The following is a 19,320-nucleotide window of genomic DNA, read 5'->3' as shown; positions in this document are numbered from 1 at the left end:
GACCCGGACATGCCGCTCGACAGCAAACTCAAGCTCGACGACATCGCGCGCCTGCAGAGCCCGGGCGCCACGCCGACCAAGCACCGCGTCGAACTGTTGCACCAGGCGCTCGGCACGCTGGGCCTGCCAGTCGACGCCGGCGAGGTGGACGAGGCCAAGCTGGGTAAGACCACCTCCGCCGCGGTCAAAGTGCTGCAGGAGCGGGCGGGACTGGACCAGACCGGCAAGTTCAACAAATCCACCGTCGACGCGCTCAAGGTCCACGTCGAAGACCAGCTGCTGACCGCAAGCAGCTACCGCGCCGGCCGCATCCAGCAGCTACTGACCGACGCCGGGGTGGCCGTCGACCCGGGCGAGCGCAAGACGCGTACCTTCGGCCCCTCGACCCGCGACCAGCTGAAGGAGTTCGCCGCCCAGGCGGGGCTGCGCGATGACGGCCTGGTGACCCAGGACGTCATCACCGCGCTGCGCGCGCACGCGTTGACCCGCAAACTGGGCACCAAGACGCAAACCAGCAAGCTGCAGAAGACGATGCTGCGCGCCGCGCGCGCCCGCAACATCGACCTGCACATCGACGGCACCGAGATGCGAACCAAGGAACTGGGGCCGTCGACACAGGCCGCCATCCGCACCCTGCAAGCGCGCTTCGGCCTACCGGCGACCGGCACCATGGATCCGGAAACCTTCGACCGGGTGCACGCCGCCGCCGCCAGCAAACCGCGCAAGCCGGTGCTGGTGTCCGCGCCGGATCCGACGGCACTGAAGCCGATCCCGCGGGCACTGCGCCTCAACGCAACCAACAAGGACGTGCCGGTCCTGCAGCGTACGCTGGCGTTCCTCGGCCACGCGGTCAACGAGACGGAGTTCAAAGACACCCGGTTCGGGGCGTCCACCCGCGCCGCGGTGCTCGCCTTCCAGAAGTCGGCGGGGCTGCCGGAGACCGGTCACGTCGACAGGGGCACGCTCGCCGCGCTCAACCAGGCCGTCATCCGCGCCAATCCCGCCGCCGCAGCCACCACGGCCCGCATCCGCGGAACCGTCCGCGACACCGCGTGGGCCGGCATCAAAGGCGCGAGCGTCGAGCTGCGCACCCGCGCCATCGGTGGCGCCGGCGTCGTGCTGGGGCAGCGCGCCACCCTGGCCAACGGTTTCTTCGATCTGCCGTACACCGCGCCCGTCGACGCCGCCACCGGCAAGCCGGTATCCCCGCTGCTGCTGACGGTCACCTATCGCGACCCCGCCGGCGCCGAGATCGGGCGCAAGAACCTGACGAACCCGCCGCCCATGGCGTGGGCCAACTTCACTCAGGGCGACCGGCCGTACGCCGGGCCGTCCGATTACGAGGTGCGGCTCGCGGCCATCAGCGCCGCCGCCAAGGGCGCCCCGCTGATCCTGCTCACCGAAACCGCCGAACGTCCCGATATCAGCCACGTCGCGCTGGCGTGCGGCCTGGCACAGGACGACGTGATGCGCATGGTGCTGGCGGCCCGGGTGTCGTCCAAGCTCGCCGGCGGCGCACTGGACATCGCGGTGGTGTACGCCTTTCTCCAGCAGAGCCTGCCGCCGACCCTGCCCGACGAGCTGCTGGCCAGCACCCACGAATGGGAGCTCATCGACCAACTCGTGGAGAACACCGCCAACGGCATCGCGTTCATGGAGAGCCCGCTGCAGGAGGCGGCACTGGATAGCGCGCTGGCCGAAAACCTGATTCCCGTCACCGTCGGCGCCCGCCGCGCCGACATCACCGCGGCGCTGGCCGCCAACCGCACCGCCTTCGCACTGCACAAGCCGTTGCTCGTGGGCAACGGCAGCCTGGCGTCGGTGCTGGGCACCAGCACCATCCCGGCCGGCGAATTCGACAGGGTCGCCGAGGTTTTCGTGAGCACACGCGGTTTCGGCAACGAGTTCTGGACCGGCGTGAACGCCGCCTTGCCGGGCCTGGAAACCCAGGTCCAGGACTTCAAGCAGTCCGTGGAAGTCGGGCTCGTCGTCAAGAACCATCTGCCGACGATGACCTTCATGAAAGACAAGATCGCCGATCCGGCCGACGGGCGGGTCAGCTCGGCACGTGACCTGGCCAAGCTCACCCCTCAGGAATGGAGCGACTACATCTCGGCCAACGGGAACGCGATCCCGGACGGGACCGACGGTGCCACGCTGCCGGCGCGGCGCGAGACGTTCGCCCGCACGCTGGCCGCCCAGAGCGAGCGCATCTTCCCCACGGTCGCTTTCGTCGCCGAGGTCGGCCGCAGCACTCAGACCGCGCTGACCAAGGTCGACGAGGTCGCGGCATTGGTGGACGCCCACGAGGACCTGGACCTGCGGACCGCCAACGTGGACGGGTTCGTGGCCAGCAACGCCATCGCGGTCGACGACGACGTACGCGCCGATCTGCGCGTCCTGCAGCGCGCCCACCGGCTGGCCCCCACCGCATCGACCGGCCGGGCGCTGCTGGACAACCACCTGCACAGCTCGATGCAGATCCTGTCGATGGGCAAAGCCGAACTGGTGCAGAAGCTCGGCGCCAGCGGCGTCGACCAGCCGACGGCCCTGTCGATCCACGGCTACGCCCTGTTCCAGTACGCCAACGTCTTGGCGCGCCTGGGCGACTTCCGCGCCGAGATCCACCAAAGCGATCCGGCCGCCGTGGTCCCGCAAGGAGTCAGCGTCGCCGAGCGTGCCGATCTGCTTGGCCAGATCCCGGACCTTGAGCTGCTTTTCGGCCCGCTCGACGTGTGCGATTGTGCGCACTGCGCCTCGGTGTACGGCCCGGCCGCCTACCTCGCCGACCTGTTGCGCTTCCTCGACGCGCATCCCTCGCAGGTCGCGGGGCGCACCGTGCGCGAAATCCTCACCGATCGCCGTCCGGACCTGGTGACGACAAAGCTCAACTGCCCCAACACCGAGACCGCGGTGCCCTACATCGACCTGGTCTGCGAAATCCTGGAAGCCGCCGTGACCGGAGCGGACCCGGACGGCCAGACCACCCGCCCGGCCGAGGAGCTGCGCGCGGTCCCCGAGCATCAACGTGACGGCGCCTACGACACGCTGCGCAGCGCCGACTTCCCGATGACGGGTGTGTTCGACCTGTGGCAAGAAGACGCCCGCGTGCTGCTCGAGCACCTGGGTGTCCCGCGCTGGCGGTTGATGGGGGTGTTCGGCGACCCCGACGCCGACGCCGTGTCGATCGCGGCCGAGCAGCTCGGCATCTCCTCCCACGAGACGTCGATCATCACCACCGCCGCGGCCACTCCGGCCGCCCAGCAGAAGTTCTGGGGCCTGGACCCCGACCAGGCCGAGATCCCGGTGCTGGACGTGATGGGCCACGCCCACCTGACCTACGAGCAGATCCTGGAATTGCGGACGCTGACCTGGATCAACCCGCCGGGGGCGCCGGCGCCCGTGCAACTGGCGCGGCCGGTCAGCAGCGCGTCGCTCGGCGACCAGCGGATGACCGGGATCACCGTCGACGTGCTGGACCGCATCCACCGGCTGCTGCGGCTGTCGCGTCACGTGCCGTGGGATCTGTGGGAGCTGGACCTGCTGGTGCGGACCACCCACCTCGGCGGCGGCGCCGTCAACGGACCGGCACTGGTCGCCCTGCGCGACGCCGCCCAACTGCAGGGCCGCCTCAACGTGCCCGCCGAGACGCTGGCCACCTGGTTCGGTGATCTGCCCCGGCAGGGCCGTCCCGACCCCGCCGACCCCGCCCGGGCGGCGATGTCGGCCTACGCCGCGCTGTTCGCCAACCCCGCCGTGCTCAACCCGCCCGACCCCGCCTTCGCGACGCCGGGCGGCGGCGCCATCACCGCCGATCACCACCCGGCCCTGTTGGCGGCGCTGTCGGTGACCGAAAGCGAGCTCACCGCACTGCTCGCCAAGGTGGGCGCGACCTTCGACATCGCGCACCTGAGCGGCCTGGTGCGCTGGGCTACGCTGGCCCGCGGCCTGGGCATGCGTGCCGGCGAGCTGCTGGCGCTGGCCACGCTCGTCGAGTCCGTGGTCGAGGACCCGTTCGCTTCCCCCGCGGCGCTGCTGGAATTCCTCGACGTCCGCGACGTCGTCCACACCGCCGGAGTCGCGCCCGCCGAACTCGACGCGCTGCTGCACGCCCGGCCGGACTCGCCGTATCTGCCCGGCGACGACGCCACCACCGACGCCGCGCGCACCCTGCGGGAAAGCCTGCGCACCGCCACCGCGGATACCCGCGCCGGGGCGGCCATCAGCCACGTCGCCACCACCTTCGGGGTGCCAGCCGAGCACGCCGCGCTGCTGTTGGCCCGAATTGCGGTGAACGGCCAGCCGCTGGCCACCCGGTTCACCGATGCGGCGATCGACGCGAACGACGCTGCCGGAAACTACGTCACCGAGCTGAGCGCCGCGGCACAGCCCAGCCTCTACGCCTCATATGCGTTGCTGCACAAGGTCGTTCGTCTGATGCGTGTGCACGGCGTCACCGCACTCGACGACCTGCGATGGCTGCTCGACAACGCCGCCGACGTGGGTGTGCTGGCATTCGGCGATCTGCCGGTGTCCGCCGAGCCGCCGACCGATCTCTTCGGCGACTGGCTTGCCCTGGCCCGGCTGCGGCTGCTGCGCGCGACGGTGCCGTCGGCGCCCGAGCTGCTGCGCCTGGGCAGCAAGCCCGCGTCGACGCTGGCGCAGTTGCGCACGGCCGCCGCCGACTTCGGCCTCAGCGCCGACGACCTCGCCAAGCTCGATGCCGGCCGGCGAGCGCCCTACCGCGACCTGCGCTTCCTGGCCCGGCTGTGCGCGGCCGCCGCCCAGATCAAACGCCTCGGTGTTTCTGCCGCAACATGTTTCGCCTGGGCGGACCGCGACACCGACGCCGCCCAGGCCGACATCGCCCGCCAGATACGACAGACGGCGAAGTCGAAATACGAAGCTGCCGCGTGGCTTTCGACCGTGACGCCGATGCAGGACAATATGCGCGAGCACAAACGCGACGGTCTGCTCGCCCATCTGATCGAGAAGTCGCTGCGCATTGAATCCCCGTCGGTCACCGTCGACGGCACGGTGTACGCCAACCGCAAGTACTGGCGCAACTCCGAGGATGTCTTCAACTACTTCCTGATCGACGTCGACATGTCGGCCTGCCAGCTGACGTCACGCATCCAGGAGGCCATCAGCGCGGTGCAGACCTTCGTGCAGCGCTGCTTCCTCAACGTGGAAAAGCCCGAGGTGCTGATTTCCGGCGCCGAGCGGGCCGATCAGGTCTCGCTGGACGCCTGGAGCCAGTGGAAGTGGATGAAGAACTATCGGATCTGGGAAGCCAACCGCAAGATCTTTTTGTATCCGGAGAACTGGATCGAACCCGCCCTGCGCGACGACAAGTCGCCATTCTTCGTCGAGCTGGAAAACGAACTGCTGCAAGGGGAAATTACCGACGCGCGGGCCGAGACCGCGCTGCGCCACTACCTGGAGAAGGTGCACGAGGTGCACGACCTCGAGGTGGTCGGGATGTATCACGACGTCGACGACGACTCGCCCTTCGACAACCTGCCGCCGTCGATCAACCGGGTGCATGTCATCGGGCGCACCAAGACCGATACCCCGTCCTACTTCTACCGCGGCTTCGACCTCAACACCGGGGTGTGGTCGGCCTGGGAGCGTATCGACCTCGATATCACCGGTGAGCACGTCGTGCCGGTGGTGTATAACCGTGCGCTGCACCTGTTTTGGCTGGTAATCACCGACAAGCCGCAGAAGGTGCGGCGCCAGCCCGCGGCTCAGCAGACCGCATCCACCAGCGATGCCCCCGAGCCGCCCAAGCAGCTCGAGATCAAACTCGCCTGGGCGGTGCGCCGCGAGGACGGGTGGAGCCCGCGCCGGGTCACGCCGAACCCGCTCGTGCATCCATGGCAGCGGCCCGCCGGCAGCTACACGCTCAAACCGCGCTACAAGACCCGGGAAAACCAGCTGTGGCTGGACCTCTACGTGTCCACCAGCCTGGAATTCAACAACACCAAGTTCTACGACCCCTACACCGGTCAGTTCGCCTACCTGACCGGAACACGTTTCGACGAGACCGCGCGCCCGTGGCACTCGTCGTCATTCGTGTTCGACGGCAACGTGATTGCGACCAAGCTGAAACCGCTGCGCGGCCAATACCACGTGCTCGACGCCGCCGGGCTGGCCTCCCCGGCCCTCACCCAGACGACGTCGTATCAGTACGTCCACGACGCCGCCGACGATCGCGGCCGCATGGTGCTGCCGCTCACCGGCGGTTATGAGATCGCGCCGCGAATGGCCCTGCCCGAGGGCATGCATTTCCAGACCAACCGCCTGGTCAACAACACCTACAAGATGAACAGCGGCCGGCTGTCGGTGCTCGAGTCCGGAGCTTCGGTCGCGCTGCTCAACGCGGCACGGGCTCCGTTCTCGCTGTCGTTCTCGACGCATCACGTGCAGCTGGACACCGCCGCCTACGAACGCAGCCCGTTCTTCTACTCCGACACCGGCCGAACATATTTCGTGGAGTCTGAGTGGGTGACCATCCAGCACGGGTCCAGCCAGACGCTGCAGCTGCGGTACCGGTTCGCGCCGTTCTCGCACCAGTACACCGCGCTGTTTCTGCGTGAGTTGAACCGCGGCGGCATCCCCGGTCTGCTGAGGCGCGCCATCCAGCGCTTCCCGCAGACGTTCTACCCGACCAATTCCTTCAACTTCGCGAGCTATCAGCCCACCGGCGTGGCCATCGCCGAACCGACCGCCCAGACCGACGTCGTGGACTTCAGCCCGCGCGGGGCGACGTCAATCTACAACTGGGAGTTGTTCTTTCACGCACCATTCCTGATCGCCTGCAAGCTCACGGCCAACCAGCGCTTCGACGAGGCCATGAAGTGGTTCCACTACATCTTCGACCCGACCGACACCGAGCAGCTGGCCGCGCCGCAGCGTTTCTGGGTGACCAAACCGTTCTTCGACATGGGCGACGTCGAGATACGCAAGCAACGCATCCAAAGCATCTTGGACAACGTCGAAAGCCATGCACCGGAGGTCCGGGCCTGGAAGAACGACCCGTTCAAGCCGTTCCTGGTGGCGCGGACCCGGCCCGTGGCCTTCCAGAAGGCGGTTGTCATGAAGTACATCGACAACCTGATCGCCTGGGGTGACCAGCTCTACCGGATGGACACGCTGGAGTCTATCAACGAGGCACGGATGCTCTACGTGCTGGCCCACGAGCTGCTCGGCCGCCGCCCCGAGCACGTCCCGGCGGCGCCGCGCGCCGACCAGTCCTATGCCGAGCTGACGGCGGCCTCCCCGTTGGATCCGTTCGGCAACAAGCGGGTTGACGTGCTGCTTGAGAACTTCGTGGCCCGCCCGGCCACCGTGGTCGATGCCCCGCCCGGAACACCGCCGCTCCCCGAGCTGCCGTTGCTGTATTTCGGCATCCCGGCCAACGATCAGCTCGAGCAGTACTGGACGACGGTCGAGGGCCGGCTGTTCCAGATCCGCCATTGCATGAATCTGGCCGGCCAGGTGCGTCAGCTGCCACCGTTTGCCCCACCGATCGACCCGGCGGTACTGGTGCGCGCGATCGCGGCCGGCGTCGACCTGGACAGCGTCCTGGCCCCCTCCGCGGCCGCCGCCAGCCCGTACCGCTTCCGCACGCTGGTGGGTAAGGCGCTCGAAGTGTGCGCCGAGGTGCGGTCGCTGGGCCAGCAGATGATCGGCGCGCTGGAGAAACGCGACGCCGAAGCGCTGGCGTTGCTGACCGCCGGAAACGACGTTGCCTTGCAGGACGCGATCACCCTGATCCGCAAACAGCAGATCACCGAGGCCAACCTGGCGGCCGCCGCGATGGAGAAGGGTTTTGACGCGATCGACGAACGCATCGCCTACTTCGGCGGCATTCCGCGGATGAACGACTGGGAGACGGCCGGCGTGGTCGTGCACGGCCTGGGCCTCATCTCGGAGATCCTGGCCACCGTGCTCAGCGCGGTCGCCGGGCCGTCCCACCTGATTCCGCAGATCGAAGCCGGCGCAGCGGGTTTCGGCGGCTCCCCCACGCTGACGGTGAAGTTCGGCGGCACCAACGTCGGCAGCGCGGCCGGCAGCTTCGCCGCATTGTTCAACGGTCTGGCCGGCATCCTGCACCAAGGCGGCCACATGCTGGAAACGCAAGGCATGTACACCCGTCAATACGACCGCAACCAGCACGAGTTCACCGTCGCGCAGAAGGATCGGGCGCATCTGAGCGCGCAGCTGGAGGCGTCGAAGGTGCGCATCACCATCGCCGAGAAGGAGCTGGAAGCTCACGAGCTGCACATCGACCATGTCGGGGCCACCGCCGAATACCTCAAGTCGAAATACACCAATCAGCAGCTCTACGACTGGATGGTCGGGCAACTGGCCACCGTCTACTTCCGCGCCTACCAACTCGCCTATGACATGGGCAAGCAGGCCGAGCGGGCCTTTGAGTACGAGTTGGGCGCCGACTCGTCCCGTCCCACATTCGTCCAGTTCGGGTACTGGGACAGCCTCAAGAAAGGTCTGCTGGCCGGTGAGCGCCTGACCGCCGACCTGCGCCGCATGGAGGCCGCCTACTTGGACACCAACCGGCGCCGGTTGGAGCTGACCCGGTCCTTCTCCCTGGCGGCGATCAACCCGATGGCCCTGGTTCAGCTGCGCACCACCGGCAGCTGCGACCTGACCCTCGACGAGTGGCTTTACGACCTCGACCATCCGGGCCACTATCAGCGCCGGCTGCGCTCGGTCGCGATGTCGGTGCCGTGTGTGACCGGTCCGTACACCAATGTCAACGCGACGCTGACGCTGACCGGCAACGGTGTGCGGCTGATCGATGATCCCGGCGGCGACTACGGCGATCCGTTGGTGACCGACGACGCCCGCCGGTTCGCCGCGGAGAACGTACCGGTGACGATGATCGCCACCAGCCATGGGCGCGCCGACAGCGGCGTGTTCGACAGCCGCGGCGACGACGACCGCTACCTGCCCTTCGAGGGCGCCGGCGCGGTGAGCAAATGGACCATCGCGTTGAAGAAGGCACACAACCACTTCGACCTCGCGACGGTCACCGACGTCATCGTGCATGTCGAGTACACGGCGCTGCCCGGCAGCCCCGCGCTGGCGACCGCGGCCACCACCGCGTTGAATACCAAATTGCCCAAGAATGGCGCCCGCCTACTTGCGCTCGACGCTGAATTCGCCGGCGAGTGGTACCGATTCGAACGCCCCGACGCCGATGCGGAGCAAATCTTCGCCATTGACGTCGGCATGCAGCAGGTTCCATTTGCCATTCGGCGCGCGGCGGGATCAACCGGCCTGGTCGTCACGCGGGCCGACCTGGTGGTGGAAAGCGCTGCAACCCAGCCGTTCGACGTCCGCGCCGCGGGGCCGGGACACAACCTTGGCGCCAGCGTGCCGCTGACCGTCGACGGCACCTTCGGTGACCTGTTCCATGCTGTCATCACGCCCGGCCCCGGCACCCCGCTGCTGGGCAGCTGGCAACTGTCGATCAAGCGCCAGGCGGACAATAACTTCAAGACGCTTCCCGCCGGCCTGATCAGTCACGCCTACCTCGTGCTGCAGTTCGGCACGCCATGATCCGCGCGGCGGCTGCGATGGCCGAACTTGTTGTCCGAGCGTGTGATCCGGAGGAAGTCCTGCTCTTCGGATCGTTCGCGAAAGGCCGGCAGCGCGAGCACAGCGACGTCGATCTGCTCGTCATCACCGGCAAGCGCGCCTCCGATGCGCTGCGCCACGAATTGCGGGACCTCCTGTTGCGATTCCCGGTGTCTGTGGACGTGCACCTGCTGACGCCTGACGAGGCCCGGGCCGCGTGGGCCGATCCCGGTTGCTTTGCCCAATCGATCCTGTCCACCGCGGTGCCGCTGTATGTGCGCGGTGACCGTTCGATTGTTCGCGAATTAGCCGGGAATCCTTGACCGGATGACTTTCCGCGTTGTATTTTGAAGGTCCGGAGGAACTTAAAGTCATTGTATTGGGGTGTTGAATTAGTCGCAGGACGAATTGCACTGTCATAAAAAGCCTTCGTTACTAGATTGAGACCTCGCTCGCCGGGGCTCTTTCGCTTTTTAGGGCTCGTTTTTTGGGAGCGAATCGAATGCTTTCCGCCGGCTCCTTCGACATCCGAAACGACGCTCGGTGCCTCGTTCAGCTTGCGGTTTGCCGCCGGTGGCTGCCGGCTATGGTGGCGCTGCCGAGCACCTCGTCACCGCCGGGATCCGGCCGGTAGAGCACCGCCGTCTGGCCGCGCGCCACGCCGCGCAGCGGTGCGTGCAATCGCACCAGCAGTTCGTCACCCACCAATTCGGCTGTGGCGGCGACTGTTTCACCGTGGGCACGCACCTGCACCGCGCAGTCGACCGGACCCGACGGTGCGGCGCCGGCGGTGAAGACCGGCGCTCGTCCGGTCAGCGCGTGCACGTCGAGATCGGACACGTCACCCACGCGAACGGTCGCGGTTTCGGCGTCGATGGCGGTGACGTAGCGCGGGCGGCCATCGGGGCCCGGGCCGGGAATGCCGAGGCCCTTGCGCTGGCCGATGGTGAACTCGTGCACGCCGTCATGGGTGGCCAGCACGGCGCCGTCGGCATCGACGACGAGGCCGCGGCGAACACCGATGCGCGCACCGAGAAACGCCCGGGTGTCGCCGGACGGAATGAAGCAGATGTCGTGGCTGTCGGGCTTGTCGGCAACCGCCAGGCCGCGGCGGGCCGCCTCGGCCCGTATCTGCGGCTTGGGCGTGTCCCCGATCGGGAACAGCGCGTGGCGCAGCTGCCGGGCGGTCAGCACGGCCAGCACATAGGACTGGTCCTTGTCGCGGTCGACGGCGCGGCGCAGCCGCCCATCCGACAGCCGGGCATAGTGCCCGGTGGCCACCGCGTCGAAGCCCAGCGCCAGCGCCCGTGCGGACAGCGCCGAGAACTTGATCCGCTGATTGCACCGGACGCACGGGTTGGGTGTTTCGCCGCGAGCGTAGGACGAGACGAAGTCGTCGATCACGTCTTCGTTGAACTTCTCGGCGAAATCCCAGACATAGAACGGGATTCCGAGTACATCGGCGACCCGTCGGGCATCGGAGGCGTCCTCTTTGGAGCAACAACCCCGCGATCCGGTGCGCAGTGTCGAGGGCGCCGTCGACAGTGCCAGGTGCACGCCGACCACCTCGTGGCCGGCGTCGACCATGCGGGCGGCAGCGACCGAAGAGTCGACCCCGCCGCTCATCGCGGCAAGGACCTTCACCGGGAGGCTCCCGCGGCGGCCAGGGCGGCTCCGCGGGCGCGGGCCACCGCTGCGGGCAGCACCCGCAATGCCGCATCGACATCCGCATCAACACTGGTGTGCCCCAAGGAAAGCCGCAGCGATCCGCGGGCGCTGGCAGGGTCGGCGCCCATCGCGATCAGCACGTGCGACGGCTGGGCAACACCGGCGGTGCAGGCCGACCCGGTCGAGCACTCGATCCCGTTGGCGTCCAACAACATCAGCAGCGCATCGCCCTCACAGCCGCCAAAGGTGAAGTGCGCGTTGCCCGGAAGGCGCAACGGGTCACGAGCACCGTTGAGACGCACACCGTCGATTTCGGCGAGCACACCTTCGACCAGGCGGTTGCGCAGCAACCGCAGCCGCGCGCTGTTGGCTTCCAATCCGTCCACGGCGATCCGCGCCGCGGCTGCCATGCCTACCGCCCCGGCGACGTCGGGAGTGCCCGAACGGACATCGCGCTCCTGGCCACCGCCGTGCAGCAACGGCACACAGGCGACGTCGCGGCGCAGCAGCAACGCGCCAATGCCCGGCGGACCGCCGAACTTGTGCGCTGTCACACTCATCGCCGACAACCTGCTCGCGCCGAAGTCGACCGGCAACTGCCCCACCGCCTGGATGGCGTCGCTGTGCATGGGCACGCCGAACTCGGCAGCGACGGCGGCCAGTTCGGCGGTCGGCATGATGGTGCCGACCTCGTTGTTGGCCCACATCACCGACACCAGCGCGACGTCGTCATGGCTGTGCAGCACCTCACGCAGCGCGGCGGGCGACACCGAGCCGTCGGCGGCAGTGGGCAGCCAGCTCACCTGCGCGCCCTCGTGCTCGACCAGCCAGTCCACCGCGTCGAGCACCGCGTGATGCTCCACCCGCGAGGTCACGATGCGCCGACGGCCGGGCTGCGCGTCACGGCGCGCCCAGTAGATGCCCTTGACGGCCAGGTTGTCGCTCTCGGTACCGCCCGCGGTGAAGATCACCTCCGACGGGCGCGCGCCGAGCCTGCCGGCGATCAGCTCCCGGGATTCCTCGATTCGGCGGCGCGCCGCACGCCCCGTGGTGTGCAGCGAGGATGCGTTGCCGGCGGAGCCGAGCGCGGCCGTCATCGCCTCGATGGCGGCGGGGTGCATCGGGGTGGTCGCGGCGTGATCCAGGTAGACCATGACTCGCCCCACGATACCGGCCGGGTCCGGAGACCCAGAATCTTCCGGCGGTCGACAATGCAGGCCGCAATGCAGGCGGGCCGACGAGACGAGCCGCGCGGCGACCGGGGGCGCAGCCCACCCTCAGTCGGCGCCGGATAATCCGAGTAACCGGGCGGCGTTGCGCCAGAGCCACTGTTCGAGGGTGGTCGGGTCCACGGGAAGTGCCCGCATTTCATCGCAGAGTAGCTGGTAAGGACGGTTGATCAGGAATGCGCCGGAGCCGTAAACAACTTTGTCGCGAATCGTGCTCTGGCCGAATCGCATGAGAGCATCCCACCCGGCTCCGGGGGCCGCGAAGTACCTGGGGCGGTGCGCGCCGAGTTCGAGATAGACGTTGGGGTGTTTCCAGGCGATCAGGCAGGCGTCGAGCACCCACGGGTAGCCGGCGTGGCTCATCAGGATGGTCAGCTCCGGGAAGCGGCACGCGACGTCGTCGATGTGACGGGGATGGCCGAGTTCGCTGGGCCGGGTTCGGGTCCAGTTGGCCGACGTGTGGATACTCAGCGGAATTCCGAGTTCGACGCACTTGGCGTAGTACGGGAAGTATGCGGGGTCAGACGCCGGACGGCCGATCATGAAGGGTCGCAGGCTGAGTCCGCGGAACCCGCGATCGGTGATCCAATGCTCGAGTTGGTCGAGGCCCGAAGTGCCGCTCATGACGTCGGCCCCGGCGAATGGGATGAACCGATCCGGATGCCGGGCGGCGAGCGCGGCCACCGATTCGTTGTGCACGAACGTCACGCCGCAGGTGGAGTGCTCGTCGAAGCCGGTGATGAGACTCAGGCGGATACCGGCGGCGTCGAGTTCGGCGAGGATGGCATCGTCGCTTCGGCGCAGCGATTCGGCGTAGGCCGCGAATTGCTCGGTGGTCAGCCGCGTCTTGGTGAACACTTCGAGATATCGAAGCTGTTCGGCAGGAAATCCGGCCCGCAGGTCGTCGACGATCTCGGTAGCCGGCACGATCGGCGCCCACATGTCGATGACCGGCGTCGGGGTACTGTCCTCAGGTGCGCCAGCAGCGTCATCCGGCAACGTCTTCACCTTGAACAGACTATTGCGCGACATGTCCGGTGTAGTGGTTGCCCTGCCGGACAACGTGATTCCTGGTTTGGGACAACTATTTCGCTGGTCCGACACGGGAGACAAAACGGCGTGCCGTCAAGCCGCCAGCGCCTGCCGAGGAGCCGGGTGCTGCGACCGCTGCGACCGCTGGTGTACCGCGAGCTGGCACCGTCTGGCCAATGCCCGGCGATCGGTGCCCGGCAACTGCAGGGAACCGACATGCACCCGGGTGACCGTGCGGCGCACGGCGAGCACCCGGCACACCGACCGTGCCAACGTGTCCTGGCCGACGTAGGCCGGCGTGGTCGATACCGTGCCGTCGACGTGGTGATAGGTCAGCCGCAGTGGTTGTACCGGGCGGCCGGCGTCGATGGCGGCCTGAAACATCGCCGGGTAGAAGCTGCCGGAGGCGAGCCCACACCAGGTGGTGCCCTCCGGGAAGGCCACCACGGTCTGGCCGGCACGCAGCCGGCCGCCGACGGTGCCCACCACTGCCGGCAGCCGGCGCAGGCTGGCCCGCTCGATCGGGATGATCTTCAGCAGGCGGGCCACCATGGCGATCGCGCGGCCGCTGAACATGTCGGCACGGGCGACGAACGATCCGGGCAGCACCGCGCCGATGGCGAAGACGTCCAGCCAAGACATGTGGTTGCTGACCACCAGAACGCCGGATAGGTTTCGAATCGGGTTGCCCGACACCATGATTCGGACGCCAAAACAGCGCAGCACCGCCCGGCAGTAGGCACGTTGCAGGCGGGGGCGACCAAGGACGAACAGCAGCGGCACCCCGGGTGCCAGCAGCAGCGCCAGGCCAAGGCGTACCGCCACCCGCAGCGCCAGCAGCACGGGCGGCGAATCGGCCGGGTGGCCCACACAGCTGACATCGCATGACGCGCGTGGCAGCCACGCATGCCCTCCCGAAGGGCTCATCAGGCCACCCCGCCCACCAATGCCGAGGCCGCCGACACCGACCGCAGTCGACTCAGGTAGCGGGCATCGGCCTGACGCTTGCTCAGCAGCACGCAGAAATCACCGACACCGAAGGCGGGGTCGTGGGCGGGTTCGCCGCAGACCTGTGCACCCAGCCGTAGGTAACCACGCATCAGCGGCGGGAGCGTCGCACGCCGCGGCGGCGCAATGTCATCGAGGGCCTTACCGCCGATGCGGACCGCCCGGTAGGGGTGCACCCGGTACGGCGCAGCGTGACGCGCCAACACGAAGTCACGCACGCCGCGCAGCTGGCATCCTGGGACGTCGTCGCCTGAATCGACCGGGACCGACACACAGCCGGTCACATAGTCGTAGTCACATCGGTCCAGGTAGGCGAGAATGCCCGCCCACATCAGCAGGACCACCGCGCCGTTGCGATGACCGTCGCGCACCGCCGCGCGGCCCATCTCGACCAACGACGGCCGCAGCGGGTCGAACGCGCGGACGTCGAATTCGGTGGCGGTATACAGACCTCCCGCGGCGATGGCACCCGCCGGCGGCAGCATCCGGTAGCACCCCACCAGCTCAGCGGTGTCGTCGTCGCGGACCAGCAGGTGGTCGCAGTACTCGTCGAATCGGTCGACATCGCGACCATCACTGGCCGCGGGCAACGTGAAGCCGGGCGTACGGCTGAAGACGTCGTAGCGGAGTCGCTGCGCGGCCTCGATCAAAGCGTCGTCGGTGGTCAGCAACAGGGAATAGCGTGGTCCCGAGGATGATCCGGCCGCCGGATCGTTCGACTTGTCGCTGGGTATGAGGACAGAAGCGATGCTCATGCCACCAACGTGGCGCAGCCGGTCAGCTAATCGGCATCGGCGCTGTGACGGGCTGGTGCACGTCAGGTGACAACATGTCGCAGCACCGGGTCCTTGCCGAATTTTGAAAATTGATCCAGTATTTTGTGCCATGGCACACGTCCCGGGATACGCGAAGCGCCACCGGACGCGTGCGGTGATTCTGGATGCCGCACTGGCCGAGGCCAGCGAGCGCGGACTGCATCGGGCATCGGTGACCGGGATCGCCGCACGAGCCAACACCGCAGTGGGAAACCTCCACTATCACTTCGGCTCTCGCGCGGAATTGTTACGCGCGACCATGCGCAAGCTGATGATGGATTTCTTTGCGCGGCTGGCTGCCTCCGAAGAGCAACGCGCGCCGCACAGCGGCGATTTCTTCGAGCGTCACCGCGCCGGGTTGCTGGCCTATGTCGAGTACGTGCGCAGCAACCCCGGCCACATCCGGTTGGTCGACGAGATCAGATTTCTCGAGCCCGAGCTGTATCGCCAGGGCATCAATGCCTGGGTGGACCTGGTTTCGGCGCGGTTGCGCGACGGCATCGCGGCCGGCTCGGTACGGGCGATGACCGACGTCGAGATCGCCGCGCAAGCACACTTCCTGGTCGGCGCCCATCGGTTCCTCGAGGACCTCGTCGGCGACCCGGCTCACGAGGAAGAAATCGTCGACGCCTACCTGCGATTGGTACGGCGCGGGCTGGCAGCAGAACCGGAAGGCGGTCATGACTGAATTCACTGGGCTCACTGGATCACCATTCGATCCGGACGCGCTGCGTGCCAAGTATCAACAGGAACGCGACAAGCGCCTGCGCCCGGACGGCATCCGTCAATATGTGCAAATCGCAGGCGCATTCGCCCGCTTCGGGGACGACCCGTGGGCTGATCCCGACTTCTCCCGCGATCCGGTCACCGAAACAACCGACGTGGCGATCATCGGTGCGGGTTTCGGCGGACTGCTCATCGGTGCGCGGTGCCGGCAACTCGGCGTGGACGACATCCGGCTCATCGACAAGGCGGCCGATGTCGGCGGCACCTGGTATTGGAATCGCTACCCCGGCATCGCCTGTGACGTCGAGTCCTACATCTACCTGCCCCTGCTCGAAGAGCTCGGCTACGTCCCGACCGAGAAGTACGCCAAGGGGGCCGAAATCTTCGCCCACTGCCGGCGCATCGCCGAGCACTACGACCTGTACCGCAACGCGCGGCTGAACACCGAGGTCACCGAGATCCGTTGGGACCCAAGCGACTCCCGTTGGGTAATCGCCACCAACCGCAACGACACGATCCGCGCCCGCTTCGTCGCGATGGCCAATGGTTATCTGCAGAAACCGAAGCTACCGGGCATCGACGGGATAACCTCGTTCGGCGGACACGCTTTTCATACCAGCCGCTGGGATTACGGCTACACCGGCAAGAACCTCGAGCGGCTGTCCGACAAGCGGATAGGCATCATCGGCACCGGCGCGACGGCGATCCAGTGCGTGCCCCGCCTGGCGGAGGCGGTGCGGCAGCTGTTCGTCTTCCAGCGCACCCCGTCAACGGTGGATGTGCGGGCCAATAGGCCAACCGATCCGGACTGGGCGGCGTCGCTACAGCCGGGCTGGCAGCGACGGCGTATCGAGAACTTCCAGATCCTCACCGCGGGAGGCGAATCCGACGAGGATTTGGTTGACGACGCGTGGACCAGCCTAACCAAGAACCTGCCCATCGTGCGGCACAACGCCAACGCGGTACCCGGGCAGGCGTCCCCGTTGGAGCTGGCGGACTTCGCGAAAATGGAAGAGATCCGGGCACGTATCGACTCGATCGTCACCGATCCCGCCACCGCCGAGGCGCTCAAACCGTGGTACGGCTACTTCTGCAAACGGCCTTGCTTCCACGACGAATACCTGCAAGCCTTCAACCGCGACAATGTCACCCTCGTCGACACCCACGGGCATGGCGTCGAGCAGATCACCGAAAAGGGTGTCGTTGTCGACGGCGTCGAATACCCGCTTGACTGTTTGATTTTCGCAACCGGGTTCGAGGTCGGCACCGACTATTCCCAGCGGACCGGCTTCGAGATAATCGGCCGCGACGGCCTGACGCTCACCGACAAGTGGTCCAGCGGCATCCGCACCTTCCATGGCCTGCACGTGCACGGCTTTCCGAACTGCTTCATCGAAAGCATCGCCCAGTCGGGCTTCACCGTGAACTTCCCGTACTTGATCGACACCCAATCCCGGCACGTGGCCTGGGTGATCGCCTGGGCGCTGCGGCACGGTGTCACCGAGGTGGAGGCCACTGCCGAGGCCGAAGCGGCCTGGGTCGACACCGTCGTGCAGCGCTCGGCCGTGATAGCCGGACGGCGTGAGGCGTGCACTCCCGGCTACTACAACCGCGAGGGCCAGGTGAGCGCCCGGCTGCAGCAGGACAGCTTTTTCTTCGGCAACCCAACCGAATACGCCGACATCCTGACGGCGTGGCGGGAGGCAGGCGAGGTCGCCGGCCTGGCCGTGCGGACTTCGGCACCCGCCGATCAGGAGGTCGCGTCTTGATCGACGGCACCTTCGACGCCTCGCGGTACCGGTGGAAGGAGGTGACCGGACGCCCGGGGTCGAAATACAAAATCCAGCACGACTACACCATCCTGGGCTACGACCGTGACGTGGCCACCCTCGACATGGTGGTGCGCTGGCAAGGTGACGGCGGGCACTGCCCGATCCACCGCCACGCGGCCACCACCAGCATCATCGTGCTGGCCGGCGAGCAGCATCTGTGGGACGTCGAATCAGACGGTGCGATCGGCAATCATCGTTGCCGGCGTGCGGGTGACTATGCGCTGACCGGCAACGACAAAAAGCCGCATCTGGAGCGCGGCGGCGACGACGGCGGTCTGGTCTACTTCGGGGCTCGCCCCAACTCTCCCGACGCGCTGCTCTACGAGATCTACGATGCCGACATGAACGTCGTCGCCCGGATCACCATCGACTCCCTGGTCGCCGATTTCAACGCCGACCCGGTTACGGCCTGACCGCCGTGGGCCTGCAGATCGACCAGGAGGTGGTCGCCGAGCTGGCGTTGCTGAGTACCGGCGGGACCGCTTCCGAGCCGCCCCCGGTGGGCGATGTGGCGACCCGGCGGGTCAACAGCAAACGCACCGTCGACCAGCTGATGGCTGCCCGCCCTCCGATAGCCGGCGTGCAGGTGCAGCACCACGCGGTAGCCACCGACGACGGTGCGACGCTGACGTTGGCCTGGTACCACGCGACGACGGAGCAGCCACCCGGTAGCGCGGTGCTCTATTTGCACGGCGGCGGAATGATTTTCGGCATGCGCGAACTTGGCGGCCTCTACGACTGGCTCGCACGACGCTACGTCGCCGACTCCGGTGTGCCCATGTTGCTCGTCGACTATCGCACCGCACCGGAGGCTGCGCACCCGGTCCCGCTGCACGACTGTTTTGCCGCCCTGGAATGGCTGCACGGCCACGCCGGCGAACTGGGCGTCGATCCGGCCCGGGTGGCCGTGATGGGCGACAGCGCCGGCGGCGCCCTTGCCGCCGCGGTGTGCCTGATGGCCCGCGATCGCGGTGGCCCCGCGATCGCCCAGCAACTGTTGGTCTATCCGATGCTCGACGATCGGACCTGCCTGCCCGACCCGGAACTGGTGCCATTCGTGACCTGGACCTACGACGACAACACGACCGGCTGGCAGGCCCTGCTGGGTGAGAGCGCCGGCACCGACGGCGTCAGTTCTTATGCCGCTCCGGCGCGGGTGAGCGATGTGAGGAAGCTGCCGCCCACCTACATCGACGTGGGTGACCTCGACATCTTCCGCGACGAGGACATCGTCTATGCGCGCCGCCTGGCGGTGGCCGGCGTACCAACCGAATTGCATGTGCATCCGGGTTGTCCGCACGCATTCGAAAGCATGGCGCCCAATGCCGCCGTTTCCCGCCGAGCGATCGCCGACCGCGTGCGGCGGCTGCGGACCATCTGAGAGGCTCTGATCCGGATTCC

General features: G+C 67.5%; 11 protein-coding genes. 6 read left to right on the top strand and 5 right to left on the bottom strand.

The features are described from left to right. Window positions 1–9: 9 nt before the first annotated feature. Together MKAN_RS22375 and MKAN_RS22370 are read left to right on the top strand one after the other, a co-directional pair. Window positions 10–9,591 (top strand): Tc toxin subunit A-related protein, encoded by a 9,582-nt coding sequence (locus tag MKAN_RS22375; protein ID WP_023372156.1) that lies wholly within the window; start codon window positions 10–12, stop codon window positions 9,589–9,591. 17 nt (window positions 9,592–9,608) lie between these two features. Further along, complete coding sequence (locus tag MKAN_RS22370) at window positions 9,609–9,932, top strand: nucleotidyltransferase domain-containing protein (RefSeq protein WP_160937467.1); 324 nt, start codon at window positions 9,609–9,611, stop codon at window positions 9,930–9,932. Window positions 9,933–10,161: 229 nt separating this feature from the next. On the opposite strand, the gene mnmA is transcribed toward MKAN_RS22370, so the two are convergent. The 5 genes from mnmA to MKAN_RS22345 form a co-directional block, all read right to left on the bottom strand. Beyond that, window positions 10,162–11,253, bottom strand: a complete 1,092-nt coding sequence (gene mnmA, locus MKAN_RS22365) for a tRNA 2-thiouridine(34) synthase MnmA (protein WP_023372154.1) — start codon at window positions 11,251–11,253, stop codon at window positions 10,162–10,164. Continuing rightward, a complete protein-coding gene (locus tag MKAN_RS22360; RefSeq protein ID WP_023372153.1) occupies window positions 11,250–12,431 on the bottom strand; it encodes a cysteine desulfurase family protein in 1,182 nt (393 codons plus the stop codon). The genes mnmA and MKAN_RS22360 overlap by 4 nt, the downstream gene beginning before the upstream one ends. A gap of 123 nt (window positions 12,432–12,554) precedes the next feature. Next, the gene (locus tag MKAN_RS22355) at window positions 12,555–13,448 is read right to left on the bottom strand and encodes an amidohydrolase family protein (protein WP_042313906.1); all 894 of its coding nucleotides are present in this window, start codon (window positions 13,446–13,448) and stop codon (window positions 12,555–12,557) included. 183 nt (window positions 13,449–13,631) lie between these two features. Continuing rightward, window positions 13,632–14,465 carry a lysophospholipid acyltransferase family protein gene (locus tag MKAN_RS22350; RefSeq protein WP_036391269.1) on the bottom strand — a complete coding sequence of 278 codons (834 nt, stop codon included), beginning with the start codon at window positions 14,463–14,465 and terminating at the stop codon, window positions 13,632–13,634. Next, window positions 14,465–15,301, bottom strand: a complete 837-nt coding sequence (locus tag MKAN_RS22345) for a GNAT family N-acetyltransferase (RefSeq protein ID WP_023372150.1) — start codon at window positions 15,299–15,301, stop codon at window positions 14,465–14,467. The genes MKAN_RS22350 and MKAN_RS22345 overlap by 1 nt, the downstream gene beginning before the upstream one ends. Before the next feature lie 130 nt (window positions 15,302–15,431). Here MKAN_RS22345 and MKAN_RS22340 point away from each other — a divergent pair, with 130 nt between their 5' ends. The 4 genes from MKAN_RS22340 to MKAN_RS22325 are packed head-to-tail and all read left to right on the top strand — an operon-like array spanning window position 15,432 to window position 19,300. Beyond that, a complete protein-coding gene (locus MKAN_RS22340) occupies window positions 15,432–16,049 on the top strand; it encodes a TetR/AcrR family transcriptional regulator (protein ID WP_023372149.1) in 618 nt (205 codons plus the stop codon). Beyond that, the gene (locus tag MKAN_RS22335; RefSeq protein ID WP_023372148.1) at window positions 16,042–17,856 is read left to right on the top strand and encodes a flavin-containing monooxygenase; all 1,815 of its coding nucleotides are present in this window, start codon (window positions 16,042–16,044) and stop codon (window positions 17,854–17,856) included. Before MKAN_RS22340 ends, MKAN_RS22335 begins: the two co-directional genes overlap by 8 nt. Then, entirely contained in the window at window positions 17,853–18,332 is a 480-nt protein-coding gene (locus tag MKAN_RS22330) for a hypothetical protein (protein WP_023372147.1), read from the top strand. Before MKAN_RS22335 ends, MKAN_RS22330 begins: the two co-directional genes overlap by 4 nt. Before the next feature lie 5 nt (window positions 18,333–18,337). Continuing rightward, window positions 18,338–19,300, top strand: a complete 963-nt coding sequence (locus MKAN_RS22325; protein WP_023372146.1) for an alpha/beta hydrolase — start codon at window positions 18,338–18,340, stop codon at window positions 19,298–19,300. Window positions 19,301–19,320: the final 20 nt, after the last annotated feature.

The sequence above is a fragment of the Mycobacterium kansasii ATCC 12478 genome (genome assembly GCF_000157895.3).
GTDB lineage: Bacteria > Actinomycetota > Actinomycetes > Mycobacteriales > Mycobacteriaceae > Mycobacterium > Mycobacterium kansasii.
Note: the sequence above shows the minus strand (reverse complement) of the source record. Positions and strands in the feature narration are given on the sequence as shown.

Excerpts from the sequence above, each read along its gene's own strand:
- MKAN_RS22375 (WP_023372156.1), top strand. The coding sequence starts at position 10 with ATGCCGCTCGACAGCAAACTCAAGCTCGACGACATCGCGCGCCTGCAG.
- MKAN_RS22370 (WP_160937467.1), top strand. The coding sequence starts at position 9,609 with ATGGCCGAACTTGTTGTCCGAGCGTGTGATCCGGAGGAAGTCCTGCTC.
- MKAN_RS22360 (WP_023372153.1), bottom strand. The coding sequence starts at position 12,431 with ATGGTCTACCTGGATCACGCCGCGACCACCCCGATGCACCCCGCCGCC.
- MKAN_RS22355 (WP_042313906.1), bottom strand. The coding sequence starts at position 13,448 with ATGTGGGCGCCGATCGTGCCGGCTACCGAGATCGTCGACGACCTGCGG.
- MKAN_RS22350 (WP_036391269.1), bottom strand. The coding sequence starts at position 14,465 with ATGAGCCCTTCGGGAGGGCATGCGTGGCTGCCACGCGCGTCATGCGAT.
- MKAN_RS22345 (WP_023372150.1), bottom strand. The coding sequence starts at position 15,301 with ATGAGCATCGCTTCTGTCCTCATACCCAGCGACAAGTCGAACGATCCG.
- MKAN_RS22340 (WP_023372149.1), top strand. The coding sequence starts at position 15,432 with ATGGCACACGTCCCGGGATACGCGAAGCGCCACCGGACGCGTGCGGTG.
- MKAN_RS22335 (WP_023372148.1), top strand. The coding sequence starts at position 16,042 with ATGACTGAATTCACTGGGCTCACTGGATCACCATTCGATCCGGACGCG.